The sequence below is a fragment of the Larkinella soli genome (assembly GCF_003703975.1).
Lineage (GTDB): Bacteria > Bacteroidota > Bacteroidia > Cytophagales > Spirosomataceae > Larkinella > Larkinella soli.
In genome coordinates this window covers 723,106-737,877 of sequence record NZ_QTJY01000001.1, presented here as the reverse complement: position 1 = coordinate 737,877, position 14,772 = coordinate 723,106, and the positions used below count along the sequence as shown (strand labels likewise).

General features: G+C 56.5%; 14 protein-coding genes. 2 read left to right on the top strand and 12 right to left on the bottom strand.

Features of this window, described 5'->3' with window-relative positions; all coding sequences use genetic code 11:
- Nucleotides 1-22 precede the first annotated feature (22 nt).
- The 8 genes from DX909_RS05110 to DX909_RS05075 form a co-directional block, all read right to left on the bottom strand.
- Nucleotides 23-742: a hypothetical protein gene (locus DX909_RS05110; protein WP_128544027.1), complete on the bottom strand. Its 720-nt coding sequence runs from the start codon at nucleotides 740-742 to the stop codon at nucleotides 23-25.
- 186 nt (nucleotides 743-928) lie between these two features.
- A complete protein-coding gene (locus DX909_RS05105; protein ID WP_128544026.1) occupies nucleotides 929-2,557 on the bottom strand; it encodes a hypothetical protein in 1,629 nt (542 codons plus the stop codon).
- A gap of 8 nt (nucleotides 2,558-2,565) precedes the next feature.
- Nucleotides 2,566-3,438 carry a carbon-nitrogen hydrolase gene (locus tag DX909_RS05100; RefSeq protein ID WP_128544025.1) on the bottom strand — a complete coding sequence of 291 codons (873 nt, stop codon included), beginning with the start codon at nucleotides 3,436-3,438 and terminating at the stop codon, nucleotides 2,566-2,568.
- 107 nt (nucleotides 3,439-3,545) lie between these two features.
- Nucleotides 3,546-4,541, bottom strand: a complete 996-nt coding sequence (locus tag DX909_RS05095) for a glycosyltransferase family 9 protein (protein WP_128544024.1) — start codon at nucleotides 4,539-4,541, stop codon at nucleotides 3,546-3,548.
- A gap of 101 nt (nucleotides 4,542-4,642) precedes the next feature.
- Nucleotides 4,643-5,722 carry a DUF4249 domain-containing protein gene (locus tag DX909_RS05090; RefSeq protein WP_128544023.1) on the bottom strand — a complete coding sequence of 360 codons (1,080 nt, stop codon included), beginning with the start codon at nucleotides 5,720-5,722 and terminating at the stop codon, nucleotides 4,643-4,645.
- A gap of 26 nt (nucleotides 5,723-5,748) precedes the next feature.
- Nucleotides 5,749-6,834 carry a DUF4249 domain-containing protein gene (locus DX909_RS05085; RefSeq protein WP_128544022.1) on the bottom strand — a complete coding sequence of 362 codons (1,086 nt, stop codon included), beginning with the start codon at nucleotides 6,832-6,834 and terminating at the stop codon, nucleotides 5,749-5,751.
- Nucleotides 6,835-6,837: 3 nt separating this feature from the next.
- Entirely contained in the window at nucleotides 6,838-9,240 is a 2,403-nt protein-coding gene (locus DX909_RS05080; RefSeq protein WP_128544021.1) for a TonB-dependent receptor, read from the bottom strand.
- Between the two features lie 110 nt (nucleotides 9,241-9,350).
- Nucleotides 9,351-11,066 carry a helix-hairpin-helix domain-containing protein gene (locus DX909_RS05075; protein WP_128544020.1) on the bottom strand — a complete coding sequence of 572 codons (1,716 nt, stop codon included), beginning with the start codon at nucleotides 11,064-11,066 and terminating at the stop codon, nucleotides 9,351-9,353.
- A gap of 163 nt (nucleotides 11,067-11,229) precedes the next feature.
- On the opposite strand from DX909_RS05075, the gene DX909_RS05070 reads away from it, so the two are divergent.
- The gene (locus DX909_RS05070) at nucleotides 11,230-11,511 is read left to right on the top strand and encodes a 2TM domain-containing protein (protein ID WP_128544019.1); all 282 of its coding nucleotides are present in this window, start codon (nucleotides 11,230-11,232) and stop codon (nucleotides 11,509-11,511) included.
- Between the two features lie 90 nt (nucleotides 11,512-11,601).
- Here the strand turns inward: DX909_RS05070 and DX909_RS05065 are convergent, their stop codons facing one another.
- Complete coding sequence (locus DX909_RS05065; protein ID WP_128544018.1) at nucleotides 11,602-12,396, bottom strand: thymidylate synthase; 795 nt, start codon at nucleotides 12,394-12,396, stop codon at nucleotides 11,602-11,604.
- Nucleotides 12,397-12,550: 154 nt separating this feature from the next.
- Nucleotides 12,551-13,021 carry an OsmC family protein gene (locus DX909_RS05060; RefSeq protein WP_229310957.1) on the bottom strand — a complete coding sequence of 157 codons (471 nt, stop codon included), beginning with the start codon at nucleotides 13,019-13,021 and terminating at the stop codon, nucleotides 12,551-12,553.
- 78 nt (nucleotides 13,022-13,099) lie between these two features.
- Between DX909_RS05060 and DX909_RS05055 the strand changes: the two genes are divergently transcribed.
- The gene (locus DX909_RS05055; RefSeq protein ID WP_128544017.1) at nucleotides 13,100-13,411 is read left to right on the top strand and encodes a hypothetical protein; all 312 of its coding nucleotides are present in this window, start codon (nucleotides 13,100-13,102) and stop codon (nucleotides 13,409-13,411) included.
- Between the two features lie 21 nt (nucleotides 13,412-13,432).
- On the opposite strand, the gene DX909_RS05050 is transcribed toward DX909_RS05055, so the two are convergent.
- Nucleotides 13,433-13,999, bottom strand: coding sequence for a precorrin-2 dehydrogenase/sirohydrochlorin ferrochelatase family protein (locus DX909_RS05050; protein ID WP_128544016.1), 567 nt, complete (start codon nucleotides 13,997-13,999; stop codon nucleotides 13,433-13,435).
- 16 nt (nucleotides 14,000-14,015) lie between these two features.
- Nucleotides 14,016-14,765, bottom strand: coding sequence for a uroporphyrinogen-III C-methyltransferase (cobA, locus tag DX909_RS05045; RefSeq protein WP_128544015.1), 750 nt, complete (start codon nucleotides 14,763-14,765; stop codon nucleotides 14,016-14,018).
- Nucleotides 14,766-14,772: the final 7 nt, after the last annotated feature.

Here is a 14,772-nt window from a genome sequence, read left to right as displayed (position 1 = left end):
GAATACCGGGCAGCCTGTCGATTTATTTAATGTATTCGCCCAGCTTCAGGAGGTCGCGCTTGATCTGGCCGACAAAAACCGCCAGGGTGGCCTCGTAATTATCCCGGTTCTGCAGGATTCTCTGTCGCTGTTCTTCCAGTTCACCGCCGATTTTTGTCAGCCGTTCGTTGTTGGTGTCGATGCGTTTCTGGAGTTCCAGAATCTGCTTTGCCAGCTGCTCGTTTTCGGCTTTCAGCTGGTTCTGCTCGTTGCTCAGTCCGCCTACCCGGTCGTTCATAGCCCCATCGACGGTTTTGGCGAAGGCCTCCCGGTCGGCGTTCAGGGCGGTCAGATACTGATTGGCCGAATTGACCAGCAGCGAAACGTCCGGTGAACCGCCCATCGCCTTGAAGCTGGCCCAGGCGGCCTGATACTGCTTGTCTTCGCTCAGATCGAGGTTCGCCAGGTTCTTCAGGGCCTCCCTGAACTCGAAATAGTCCGGGCCCTGCGGGTTGGACTTTGCCAGCACGGAGGCCAGGTGTTCGACGAACTTGTTGTCGACCGTTCCATTCCCGCCCGTAGCCGACGGCGCCTGGGGCACCTGCTGAATCGGCTGGATTGGGGCCGGCGCGGGTCTGGCGGCAGGCGGTGCGTTGACCGGAGCCGTTGCCGCCGGGGCCGCTGCCGATTCCTCTTTAATAAACAGGCTCAGGATTTTACGTCCGAGAGTATCGAGTCCCGAATTCTTTTCTTGTTCTGCCATCTTGTTTGGGTATTGATGAAAGACGGAACAAAATAACTGGGGCTTAAGATGATAAAATAAAGAATTTAAGCCAAACGGTTCCGGCATGGCCTGTAAGGAAAAAAAACGGGCCGAACTATATGTCAATACACAAAAAGGCCCCGTCGGGTTTGACGAGGCCGGTTAAATCCATTCAAAGGAACCGACTCAGGCTTTCTTCCGGGCCGTAGAAACTTTCGGCATAGTTGCCCGGCCGAGGTAGATTTCGTCGCCCTTCAGGGTGATGGTCGAATAGAACCGGTAGCCGTCGGCGGTGTAGCGGATCATCACTCTGGAGGTCTGGTCCGGCCGGGCGTAGGGTCTGGTGGCAGCCACCAGGATCTGATTGCCGCCGACGATGGCCCGAACAAAAGGCAGATTGCGGGTTTTCAGCTGGTTGGCGTTGTATTTAAACCAGGTGCGGCCGTTATCGTAGGAGCATTCGGTCTGGTCGTTCAGATACTTTTCGCGGCCGGTAAACAGGTCGGCGTTGTGTCGGAAAAGGCGCCAGAGGCCGTGGACGTAGTGTTCGTAGCAGGCGTAATTCCGGTCGTTGCCGATGCCCTGACCGGCCGGGTCGGAAGGGGTCGGCTGGTCGGGTTTCAGGTCGATCGCGTCGTCCCACAGGATGACGCCATAGGCTCCGGTAAACCAGAGAAATACCGCCATACCCTCGGCAACGGCCGGAGGGGCCGGATTTTTGGCCTTTTCGCTGTTGGGAAAATCGCTGCTCTGGGTGTTGAACAGCCACTGCCAGGCAATACGCTTTCTGGACGAAAGTTTCTGATTGACCTCCTGCTCGTGCAGCAGCCCCGCCAGCCAGTGACGGTCGCCGTCGGCGTCATGACGGATGGAATAATCGAAGTCGGGGTACACGTAGTAGGTTCCCGGCATTTGAAAATCAACCACATCGGCAAAGGATTTTCCGACGATGTCATTGGGCATCCCGTGCAGGCGGGAGGCCGGGGTCTGGCGGGCCGGCATGTTCCAGAGCCAGTCGGGCTCGGCGTTGTAGTCACGGGCGCGGGAGTATCCGTAGCTGTTGCGGGGTACCGGTGCAATCGACCCGATTTCGGTATACGGACTCACCCATTCCCGCAGCGCCTTCACCATAAAAACATACAGGTTGGCCTGATCCTGCCGAACGCCCGCATTGCCGACCCCTTCGTTTTCAATATCGAAATAAATTTTGCTGAAAGTGCTGAGGCTTTTCCCGGGCGGGCAGTCGCCGAAGTTGACGCAGCCGCCATTCAGTTCGAGCATGGCCCAGTTAACGCTGTTCTTGAACTGCTGGTCGCCGTAGGGGCGGATATACCAGGTTTCGGCGGCCCGGTCCGAGCTTCTGGCCCAGTTGATATGGAAGGGCGCTTCCGCCATATAGCCCTGTCCGATGGTCAGGGTCCGCTGGGACGGTTTAAGTCGGCTGGTCCATCCTTCCGGCTTGGGGTTCCATTCGCTCCGGTATTCCTCCGGCGCCATCCGGGTTTTGTCGATCGATGAAAAACCACGGCGGAAGAGTTTGGACCAGTCCTGCTGCACGTGCAGGTTCCGGCCGGCTCCGCTGAAGGTGGCCGATTTGGTAGCCGGCAGCTTAAAATCGCCGACAACATCGGGGTTCCAGTAGCCTTTCCGGGTGGTGGGGGTAAAGGTCTGCCTCGGGATGGGTTTCAGGGGCGTCTGGAGGGGGAGCGGGCCGATTTGTGCGATCCCTTCCGGCGCTTCGTCGCCGAGGGATCGCACCAACCAGAAACCGGCGCCCAGCGTGCCGGTCAGTAAGGCCGAAAGAATCAGTTTCATACGTTTGGTCATTCGTCCAGGTACCGTTTCGTAATCGGCTGGTAGGAGTCGATTCGGCGGTCCCGGAAATAAGGCCAGGTGGTTCGGTATTTATCGGTCAGATCCAGGTCCACTTCCTGAACATGAACCACTTCCTGATCGTGCGGGGCCAGGTAGAGCAATGATCCGTGCGGATTGGAGATGAAGGACCCGCCCCAGAACTGCTGCTCCGCTTCCCGCCCGACCCGGTTGACGGCCACCACGTGGACCCCGTTGGCGATGGCGTGCCCGCGCTGGATCATCTGCCAGGCGTTATACTGCTCCTGATCGACGGCGGGGTCGGTTTCGTTGGTGTCCCAGCCGATGGCGGTCGGGTAAAACAGGATTTCGGCACCCATCAGCGAGGTGATGCGGGCGGCTTCGGGATACCACTGGTCCCAGCAGATCAGCACGCCGATTTTGGCATACCGGGTTTCAAAAACCTTGTAACCAAGATCACCGGGGGTAAAGTAAAACTTTTCGTAATAGCCCGGATCATCCGGAATATGCATTTTGCGGTATTTTCCGAGGTAACTCCCATCGGCATCGAGGACCGCCGTGGTGTTATGATAAAGCCCCTGCGCTCTTTTTTCAAAGAGGGAAGCAATGATGACGGTATCGGTTTCGCGGGCCACCTCACCCAGCCGCGCAGTCGTCGGACCGGGGATGGCTTCGGCCAGCGAAAAGTTATGATGGTCTTCCACGTCGCAGAAATACAGCGACCTGAACAGTTCCTGAAGACAAACGATCTGGGCACCTTTGGCCGCGGCTTCGCGAATTCCGGCAATCGCCTTCTCCAGATTCGCTTCCAGATCCTCCGTGCAGGCCATCTGCACGAGGCCGATATTTATTTTTTTAGACATGCGGGTGTTCGATTGATGAATTGTGGAATAAGTGAATGATTGAATGGTGCGCTGCCGATTCAGCACTGCGGAGCATCATTCAATCATTCATTTATTCCACAATTCATTTATTTCTTCTGCTTCAACCTAAGCTCCACCAGATCAAAATCCAGGGGCAGTTCGTTCATGCATTTGAAATGGCCGAGCGGACACCGTTCGTATCCGATTTTGGAACAGGGACGGCACTTCAGACCGTTTTTTTCGAGCAGAACGAAACTCGTTTTATAGGGGTACATGCCCAGCTGGGGCGTCGTATTCCCCCAGATGGAATAAACTTTCTTTTTCAGGGCGGCCGCAATGTGCATCAGGCCGGTGTCGTGGCTGAAGACGAGCGTGGACTGCTGCAGCAGCGAGGCCGACTGGTTCAGGTTATACTTGCCGCAGGCGTTGTAAATCCTACGGTCGCCGAGTTCCAGCCGAACCGCTTCCCCCGCATCGAAATCTTCCTTTCCGCCCAGCAGAACTACCGGATAATTGATTTTCCGGCAGAGTTCGATCATTCGCGGCACCGGAAGTTTCTTCGTGGCGTGCTGCCCGCCCACGGCATAGGCCACAAACCCGTTCCGGTGGGAGGTGGGCAGCCATTCCGGCTCGACCATATCCTTGTAGGGAATGAAATAATCCAGCCCCTTTTCGTCGTTTTTTACCCCAAAAGGCTGCACGGTAGCCATGTATCGGTCCACGATATGGACCGGCGGCATCTGGTTGACCTTAAATCGAACGTAAAGCCACTTCTCCCAGTTCAATTTTTCGTAACTGCGGGAAGGAACGCCCAGCCGGAATTTGATGATCGACGTCCGCAGGTTGTGATGAAGGTCGATGATGTAGTCGTACCGTTCGGCCCGGAGCTGGCGAATCAGGGCGTTCAGCGAGCCGTCGAGGTAAAAACCGGCGTCGATGTTGGGGTTGTTCTCCACAATCGACTGAAAGGCCCTTTTGGTGCAGAAATGGACCACTGCGTCCGGCACCTGCTGTTTCAGGCAACGGACTACCGGAGTCGTCAGGACGATGTCGCCGATCGACGAAAACCGGATTACCAGAAATTTTAACGGCTTTGTTGGCATCAATTCACAAAATTACTGCAATGGAGGCAGATTTTCATGAAAACGAACAACGCCGTTGAAACTGCATTTCCGGAAACCGATTTACCGGTAAGGTCAAACGTTTACCACTCCCACCAGCGGGGCTGGACGGAGGTCCGGTAGGGGAGGTTGTCGCAGGTACGGCACGGACGGAGCGGGTTGCCGAAGTCGAACTGGCGCATCGTCTGAGGGGCACCGACGGCGTTGGTCCGGTCGACATAAATCGGCATCACGGTGGTTCCGGCCGCCCCGAAGTATCCGTAGACCGGCTCGTCGGGGTTGCTCAGGCTGCGGATGTTGCCGACCACGGCGGCCGGGGCGGTATCGAACAGCCCGCCCGAGTTATTGATCAGTTTTTTTACGCTGGCGAAGAAAAGATAGGCTCCCTTGCTGATCGACTGCTGCTCGACCTCAAGGTAGTATTTACGCGTCGAGGTGAAAGGCACCACCGCCACCGGCTGGCGGCTCAGCGAGCGCCCGTTGATGTTGACGTCCGACCCGATCGTAAGGCACTCATAACACCGGGTTACATCCCAGCAGTACGTGCAGCAGGGGTAATCGTCGTAGACCGGAAGGGGGTTGTTGACCGGATGCCGGACCACGGTGCTGCAGGCGGCCGTAAACTCGTAATGAACCCATTGCCAGCGGTAATAGTCGCCGGGCGTTTCAGGGTCTTTCAGATCGACGTAGACATTCCACTGGTTGTTTTTGTCGGGAGAGCCGCCCCTCGAATCATACTCGTATTCGGAATAGATTTTAGAGATCGGGACGGCGGCTTTCAGCAGTTCCGGATCGGAGCGGTATTGTTTTCCCTCACGGGTCCGAATCGTCAGGGTGTAGGTCCGTCCCGCAATGCCCCGCAGGCCGTTTCCGCTGGAGATGTAGGTGCCCTCTTCGGTTTCCTTCAGAACCTCGCTGAGGCCGGTATTATCCGAAATGGTGACCGTCGCCCCCGTCACCCGTAAATTGAGTCCGGTATAGGTGTAGTCGGCGGTATAGGTAAGCCGAACCAGGTAAGGCCCGGGCTGGTCCGTGATCATACCCTCCACGACCAGCGCCCGCCCGATGGACTGAACCTCGCTGTTGTAAGGCGTAACGCAGGAAAGGAACAGGAAAATAAAAATCAGGGCAGGGGTAACAAACAGTTGAAAAACGCGCTTCATCGGTTCGGTTTACAGGTTGGTTCAGGTTATTGATTCCACCAGCGGGGTTCGACCTGGGTCCGGTACTGGCTTTCGACGCAGGGCGTACAGCGGGCACCCGGAAACAGACTGATCTTTTTGCCGAACGGCAATCCGACGGCATCCCGCGTCCGGTCGACCTTCAGGGCCATTTCAGCTATGCCGGCGGCCCCGAAATAGCCGTAGACCGGTTCGCCCGGATTGGATAGGCTTTTCAGGTTGCCGCCGACCGCAGCCGGTGCCGAATCGAACAGCCCGCCCGAATTATTGACCAGTTTATCGACGCTTTTGAAAAAACGATACGCCCCGGCGCTGATCAGTTGTTGCTCGACCTCCACATAGTAGGTCGAGGTGGAGGTATAGGGAACACTCAGGATATACTGGCGGGTGAAGGCTTTCCCGTTGACGGTGGCGTCCGAACTGATGGTAATGCAGTTGCTGTAGCACTGACTGATGTCCCAGCAGTTTCCGCAGCAGGGTACTCCCATGAAAAAACCGGTCAGCATATCCGCGTCCGGGTTCAGAAAGCAGGCGATCGCCTGTTCGTAATGGGTCCATTTCCAGCGATAATAATCCCCCGGCGTCTCCGGGTCCCGGGAGTCGAGGTAGACCTCCCAGGTGTTCTTTTTGTCGTTGGTGAACTCCAGCGGATGAAACTGGTATTCATAATACAGCTTCTGAATCGGCGGGGCGGCTTTCAGCAGTTCCGTTGAAGACTCGTAGGTTTTTCCGTCGCGGGTACGAATCGAGATTTTATAGGTTCGTCCGGCCTGGCCCTGGATGCCGCCCGCCCGGGTCTGGTAGACGCCGTATTCGGTTTCGGTCAGCACTTCCTGATGGCCGGCATTATCGGAGAGCGTGACCCGGGCCTGCGGTTCGAGCAGGTTCAGCCCGTTGTAGTTGTAGTCGGCGGTCCGGGAAAGCCGGACGGTGTAGGGCCCCGGCCGGTCGGTAATCATGCCTTCCACGACCAGCGCCCGCCCGATGGTCTGAACCTCGCTGTTGTAGGGCGTGATGCAGGAACCCGCCAGCGTCAGGCTTAGCAGGCCGGCGGCTTTTAAACGGGAGAACACGGTGTCCAGCAGCTTTTTCACGGCTCAGAACTTGAAATTGTAGGTCAGCGAGGGAAAGGCCGAACCAAAAACCGAGAGTTTATAGGCATCCGTCAGCGAAGCCGAGTTCAGCTTGTAAAAGACCGAGTAGGCGTTCTTCCGGGCGTAGACGTTATAAATCGAGAAAACCCAGCTGCTCTGCCACCGGTGTTTTTTGGCCGGGTTCTGGTTGAACTCCACCGCGAAATCCAGACGGTGATAGTCCGGAATGCGCTGCTGGTTCCGGTTGACGTAGATCGGGACGATGATGCCGTTGACGCGGGCGCGGGCGTAGGGCTGCGTTACGGGCCGGCCGGTGCTGTAGGTGAAATTGAAGGAAATATTCACCCAGCCGTTGGGCCGAAAAGTCGTCATGGCGTTGAAGGTGTGCGGCTTGTCGAAATTAGCCGGATACCATTTTCCGTTGTTGACCCGTTCTTCCGGAAACGGGCCGTTGATGGACATCAGCGACCGTGAGTAGGTATAGCTGATCCAGCCGATCCAGTGGCCTTTGTTTTTCCGGAACTGCGTTTCCAGACCGTAGGCGATCCCCTTGCCCTGGAGGAGGTCGGTTTCCGGGGTCTCGCTCAGCAGCAGGTCGGCGCCGTCCTTGTAATCGACGGCATTCTGCAGGGTTTTATAGTACACTTCGGCCGACGTCTCGAAGGCGTTTTCGTTCGTATTGCGGAAATATCCGACCGACCACTGATCGGCGATCTGCGGTTTGATGAACGGGTCGCTCAGCTTCCAGCGGGAAACCGGTAAAGCCGCCGTGGTATTGGTGATCTGGTGAATATACTGACGCAGGCGGTTATATCCTATCTTGACCGACTGCCCGTCCGACAGGCTCCAGCGCACCGCCAGCCGGGGTTCGAAGCCGCCCGTCTGGTGATAGATCCGGCCTTTTTCATAATTGCTGGAGGACGTGGCCGTTTCCGGCTCGCGCGGAACCCCTTCCTGATAGATCGCCACTTCGGCCGGACCCCGGTTCATGAGCCGGGAATACCGCAGGCCGAGCATCACCGACACGGCATCGTTCAGACGCCATTCGTCCTGGAAGTAGGCCGCCAGTTCGTAGGCCCGCTCCTCAGGCAGGATTTTGGGCAGGACGTTGGACTGAAAACCGGGGATCAGCCTGTTAGGCTGAACATAATAATCGATCAGACTGACACCACTCTGAAACTGGTGGTTTTCGTTCAGGGCAAAGGTGAGGTCGGTTTTTAACTGACGTTGCAGCACTTCCGAGGTCAGCCGGAAGGCGTTGGCCGAATCCGCCGACGACGATTCGGGCCGGTATCGGGCCCAGACGGCCGTGGTGGTCAGGTTGAACCGGTTGTTGATGAAGTAATTCCATTTGAGCGTTCCGTTCAGGGTGCCGTATTCGAACCGGGTCGAGGAGGCATTCACTTCCACCGTGGAAAGGGAATCGGAGGCCAGTTTAAAGGCATCCATGCTCGTGTAACCCGTAAATGTGACCGTATGGTGCTCGTTGGGCTGAAACTTCAGTTTGGTCGTTACGTCGTAAAAGCTGGCTTTGGTATCCCGAATGCTTTTCGGGGCCAGTTTGAACAGAAAATCGTTGAATGAAGCCCGGCCTGCCAGCAGAAAGGTGACTTTTTTGGAAATCACCGGCCCCTCGATGCCGAGCCGGCTGGCAACGATGCCGATGCCGCCGTTGACCGACCATTTTTCCCCTTCCGGCTCCTTTACCCGGATGTCGAGAACGGAGGAGGCCCGCCCGCCGTACCCGGCCGGGATGCCGCCCCGGTTCAGCGTTACATCCCGCACCACGTCGGGGTTGAACACCGAGAAGAAACCCATGAGGTGGCTGGAGTTGAAAACCGGAGCATCGTCCATCAGCACCAGATTCTGGTCGGTGCTGCCGCCCCGGACGTTGATGCCCGGCGACCCTTCACCGACCGTGGTGACGCCCGGCAGCAGCAGCAGGCTCCGAACCACGTCGGCCTCGCCCATGAATGCCGGGATTCGCTTGATGTTTTTGATACTGAGCTGCGTAACGCCCAATTCTACCTTTCGAACGTTCCGGTCGGGCGATTCGGTCGTCACGACGACTTCTTCAAGATCTTTCGAATCGTCTTCCAGATAAATCTCCCTTAACTGCGTCCGGTTGAGGGTGATGGAGACGGTCTGGGGCCGGAACCCGATATGGGAGAACTTGACGGTGTAGGTGCCTGAGGGCAACGGAATTACAAAAAAACCGTCGCGGCCGGTCGTAACGCCCCTCCGGTTTTCGATGATGAACACGTTGGCTCCCTGGATGGGCTGGTTGGTGCCGGCCTGCCGGATATAGCCGGTCAGCGAGTAGGAGTCCGTATCGGATTTGGGTTGCGCAAACGCAGGGAAATGACAAAACCAACTGCACAGAAAAGCCAGGTACAGTAAACGCATGAATATCAGGTCGTCAGGGTTCAGGAATGAGGGCTAAATATCGAATATTATATGAACAATTACGAATATAGTTGAAACTTTTTACTTCGTTTGTTTCTATCCGGCAGGTGTTAAACCCCACTCGCTGAGAGCCGACGGCTCTTTCTGGCCTGAAGGTACGCTTCCATGTCGGCAAGGGAGAGAGCGTTAAAGGTCATTTCCCGCGTCAGGCCCCCTTTTCGGCCCATCGCCACGCCGTAGTGCATGTCGTGGAAACCGGCCATTTCGTGGGCATCCGGGTTGATGCTGAGCATGACGCCCCGGTTGAGGGCATACTGGAACCAGCGCCAGTCGAGGTCGAGCCGCCAGGGGCTGGCATTGATTTCAATGACCACCCCGTGATCGGCGCAGGCATCGATCACCGCCTTGTAATCAATCGGGTAGCCGGAACGGGCCAGCAGCAGGCGACCGGTCGGGTGGCCCAGAATGGTGGTGAACGGATTTTCGATGGCCTTCAGAAGGCGGGCGGTGGCTTTCTCCTCGCTCATATTCAGGTTCTGGTGTACGGAAGCCACCACGTAATCGAAGGACGCCAGGATCTCCTCGTCATAGTCCAGCGACCCGTCGCCGAGAATATCGGATTCGATTCCCTTGAAGATGCGGAAGGAGCCGCCGAACTGCCCGTTCAGGCGGTCGATTTCCTCCTGCTGCTGCCGGACCCGGATGGGAGCAAGGCCCTTGGCATAGGTAGCGGTCTGGGAGTGGTCGGCAATGCCGAAATACTGGAAACCCAGTTCCCGGCAGTAGCCCGCCATTTGTTCGAGGGTATGTTTGCCGTCGGAGTAGGTGCTGTGGTTATGCAGGATGCCGCGCAGGCCGTCCCAGGTGATGAGGTCGTTGGGCTGGTGATGGCGGGCCCAGTCGAATTCGAACAACCCTTCCCGCATTTCGGGAACCACATAGGGCAGCCCGGCCCGCTGATAGATGGCTTCCTCGGATTCGGCCGGATAGGTCAGGGCCGTCTGAAGCAGGGTGACCCCGTTCGATCCGGGGGTGGTCAGGTGGTCTTCCGCAGCGGAACGGATAAAATACCGGGACGTGAAGGCATCCGGCGGGGTGGTGATGATTTCGATGCCGATGTCGTAGCCGTTGGCCGTACCCCGCCAGATGAAGGGCGACGATTCGATTTCGTTCTGCTCCAGGTAGGGAAGGGAATTCAGGTAATTGAGGGCCGCCGGCGCGTTGGACGTGCTGACCACAAACTGAACGGTATCGACTTCCTCCATCTTCCGTCGGACCTGGCCGGTGATCTCCACCCGGCTGAATTCCTTTTCGAGTTCGTCGAACAGCAGGTCGGCCAGGGCCTTGGCCTTGTCCATCCGCACCTTGCCCGACTGATGTTCCAGAAATACCAGCGATTCAAGAATGGCCTGCTGGGTTTTCTCCCCGAATCCCTTGATTTTCGCGATTTCCCCTTTCTCGCAGGCCAGCCGCAGGTCGCGGAGGTTGTCGAGGCCCAGTTCGTGCCAGATCACCTTGATTTTTCGGGCCCCGAGCCCCTTGATCCGGAACATCTCCAGAACGCCTTCCGGGGTTTGGGCCAGCAGGTCGTCCAGGTCCTTCAGCCTTCCGGTTTCGAGGATCTCCTGAATGCGGCCGGCCACCGCCTTGCCCACGCCCGGCAGCTGGATCAGTTGCGGAAAGGAAAGCCGGGTCAGGTCTTCGGTGGATTTGTCGAGGTTGAAAGCGGCCGCCTGAAACGCCTTCGTTTTGAAGGCATCCTGATCATGCAGTTCCATCAGTTTGGCGGTCAGTTCCAGGATGTCGACGATTTCGGTATTGGTCATGGGAAACGGTTCAGCTTTTTGAGGCAAGATAGCATATCCGGGGCATACTTTCTTCGCCGGGAAAAGCGGGCAAAGGGCGGCCCTACAAAAGAAAAAGCGGATAAATTATGGATAATGTTCGGAATGTCACTAACTTAACTTTCCAACAATTGTAACCCTTTACATGGATACACGTGACCCCCATCTCTGGAAACAGGCGAAAGCTCGTGCCGGCTTCAAAATGCACCTGCGAACCTATGTTTTTGTCAATGGTGTGCTTTGGTTGATTTGGTTGATTATGCTATTGGTATTTCGGGAAAACTGGGGCCAGTATCCATGGCCCATCTGGTCGACACTCGGGTGGGGGATCGGTCTGATTTCTCATTATTTCAGCGTTTATCACGGCTTCAACGAGAAGAATCTGGCCGAAAGGGAGTATGAGCGGTTACGGCAGAAACAACTGTAATTCATAAAGGAAAAGATCCAAAAAGGGGATCGGGTAAGCGGCCACCGAAACTGGCACCTACCCGATCCCCTTTCTTCTTTTTCTTCCGGATTAAACCGCCACCGGCGCCTTGATGGCCGGGTACGGATCGTAGTTTTTCAGGGAAAAATCCTCGTATCTGAAATCGAAAACTGATTTGACCGCCGGGTTCAGGACCATGGTCGGCAGCGGCCGCGGTTCGCGGGACAGCTGCAGGTGCACCTGCTCCAGATGATTCAGGTACAGGTGCGTATCTCCACCGGTCCAGATGAATTCATGAGCCTCATACCCGCATTCCTGCGCGATCATCATCGTCAGCAGGGCATACGATGCGATGTTGAACGGGACGCCCAGAAAAACGTCGGCACTGCGCTGGTAGAGCTGGCAGGAAAGCCGGTTTTCGGCCACGTAAAACTGGAACAGCGCGTGGCAGGGCGGGAGGGCCATATTGGGAACATCGGGCGGGTTCCAGGCCGAAACGATCATCCGGCGTGAATCCGGCCGGTATTTCAACTGTTTCAGCACATCCTGTAGCTGGTCGATGGTCCGTCCGTCAGGGGCCTGCCAGCTGCGCCACTGCTTGCCGTACACCGGCCCCAGTTCGCCGTTGTCGTCGGCCCATTCATCCCAGATGCTGACGCCGTGGTCGTTCAGGTATTTGATGTTCGTATCGCCCTGAATGAACCAGAGCAGTTCGTGGATTACCGATTTCAGGTGTACTTTTTTGGTGGTCACCAGCGGGAAGCCTTCCGTGAGGTCGAACCGCATCTGATACCCGAAGACGCTCAGGGTACCCGTGCCGGTCCGGTCCGTTTTTCGGGTTCCGTTTTCAAGAATATGGCGGAGAAGATCGTGATACTGCTTCATGGGGTGTCGTTGCTCTCATCAAGTTAGTCAAAAATCGATACTGTAGGCTGAATTCGCAAACGAGTTTTCCCATTCGACAAAAAAAGACCCGCAGGGTTTGAAACGCCCGGCAGGTCGGCTATGGGATTTTTTGAAACACAGGGAAAAGGGATCCTTACCCATCGGCGGGTTCCACCGTAAGCGAGTAGGAAATCTCCGAGCTGGGCCGAAGCTGGGCCGTAGCCGAGCAGTATTTATCCATGGAAAGGTCGATGGCCCGCCGGACTTTATCTTCGCTGAGATCCCCTTTCAAAAAGTAATGCAGATGAATGGACTCAAAAGGGGAGGGGGTAACATCCGCCGGCCGCCGGCCTTCCACTGTAATCCGGAAGTCGTCCACCCGCTGGCGCTGTTTCTGGAGAATCAGCACGACGTCGATGGCGCTGCACCCGGCCAGTCCCATCAGCAGCAGTTCCATCGGGCGGGCGCCGGCATTATGACCCCCGATGCCGACGGCTCCGTCGATATGCACCGGAACGTTGGCAACACCCGTGGCCTCAAAATGAAAAGCATCGTCGACACGGGCCAGTTCTACCTTCATGGTATTGGTTTTCGGTGGGGTAGCGGCAGGTGATTCAGGTTGCATGGTTCTGTGATTCAAGGAATAATAATTGGATGTTTGTCGTTAATTACATAATTTCACCTAAATAAATTCCTGCCGAACATGTCCGATAATCTTTTTGACCTTAAAAACGACCGGCGGATGAGCGTCTACCTTTACCGGGCAGGCTTCGGTTGCTGGTTGTTCTACATCCTGATGGGCGCCCGTTTTCTGCAGGATGTCAACAGTTATCGGACCGACTGCGGAATCTTCTCTTTCTTCCTGATGGTGATGGGCCTGTCGGCGGGCATGTATTATGATTATCACCATCATCCGGCCGAATTCGAACAGAAGAAAAAATGGCTGATTCTGAGCTACGTGGTTCTGGCCGGTCTGGTGTATGTTTTCATCCTCCGAAAAGATCCCCTTTTCTGACGTTTACGGGCTACCGGCAGTTTACTTCAGCACCCTGGTAATCTCATTCAGCTTTTCGAGCTTTTCCTGGAAGTCACCCTTCAACCGGTTGCGGATGCTCTGAAGGTTATCGAGGGTATCCTGAAGGGATTCGGGCAGAATTTCTTCCAGCACTTCACGGAACCGCTTCGCGAAGGTCGGCGATTTGCCGTTCGTGGAAACGGCAATTTTCAGGTCGCCTTTGCGGACAACCGAACTGAGGTAAAAATCACAGAGGTCGGGGGTGTCGGCCACATTGACCAGGATTTTCCGGGCTTTGCAGTCTTCCTGCACCTGCCGGTTCACGGCTTTATCGTTGGTGGCGACAATGACCAGATCGTGGCCTTCGAGATGGCCGGGTCGGTAGGCTTCGTAGAGTAACTGAACGTGGGGATGCGCTCCGGCCATTTCCACAATTTCGTCCCGGATTTCGGGAGCGGTCAGCGTAACCGGAGCCGCCGGGCCATTGGAAAGCAGGGCGTTGAGTTTTTCGAGGCCCACGTAGCCACCTCCCACCACCAGGGTCCGGAGGTTTTCAATCTTGACGAAAATCGGAAAGAGCGTGTTCATCCGGTTTCGCTGGGGATCAGTCCAGTTTGACGGCGTCCTGAATGGCTTCCAGCGAGGCTTCCCGAAGGCGCGCGACTTCTCCGACGACGATAATGGCCGGCGAGCCGATGCCGGCATCGGCCACGCGGTCGACGATCGTGGTCACCTGGCCGGTCACTACCTGTTCTTCACTCAGGGAGCCGTTCTGAATGATGGCAACCGCCGTTTCGCCCTTGCCGCATTCGCCGAAGACCTGCATGATTTCCGCAAGTTTGTGCATTCCCATCAAAATGACCACCGTCGCCGTCGATTGGGCCGCCAGTTGCAGGTCGGACGAAAGGTGTCCGGTTTTGGTCGTCCCGGTAACCACCCAGAAACTTTCGCTGATGCCGCGGGTGGTCAGGGGAATACCGGCGAGCGCCGGAACCGAATAACTGCTCGAAAGACCCGGCACCACGGAAACTTCGATGCCATGTCGACGGGCAAATTCCAGTTCTTCATACCCCCGGCCGAATACGAATGGATCTCCGCCCTTCAGCCGGACTACGTGGCCGTACGTCCGGGCATAGTGAACGATCAGCGGGTTGATTTCCTCCTGGGTGCAGGAGTACTCGTTCAGCCGTTTGCCCACGTAAACCTTCAGCGCACCGGGCCGGCAGTAATCCAGCAAGTCCGGATGCACCAAAGCGTCATACATGACCACGTCGGCCTGCTGCAGCGCCTTCACTCCTTTGAGGGAAATCAATTCCGGATCACCGGGTCCGGCTCCAACCAATGTTAATTTCATTCTTTTT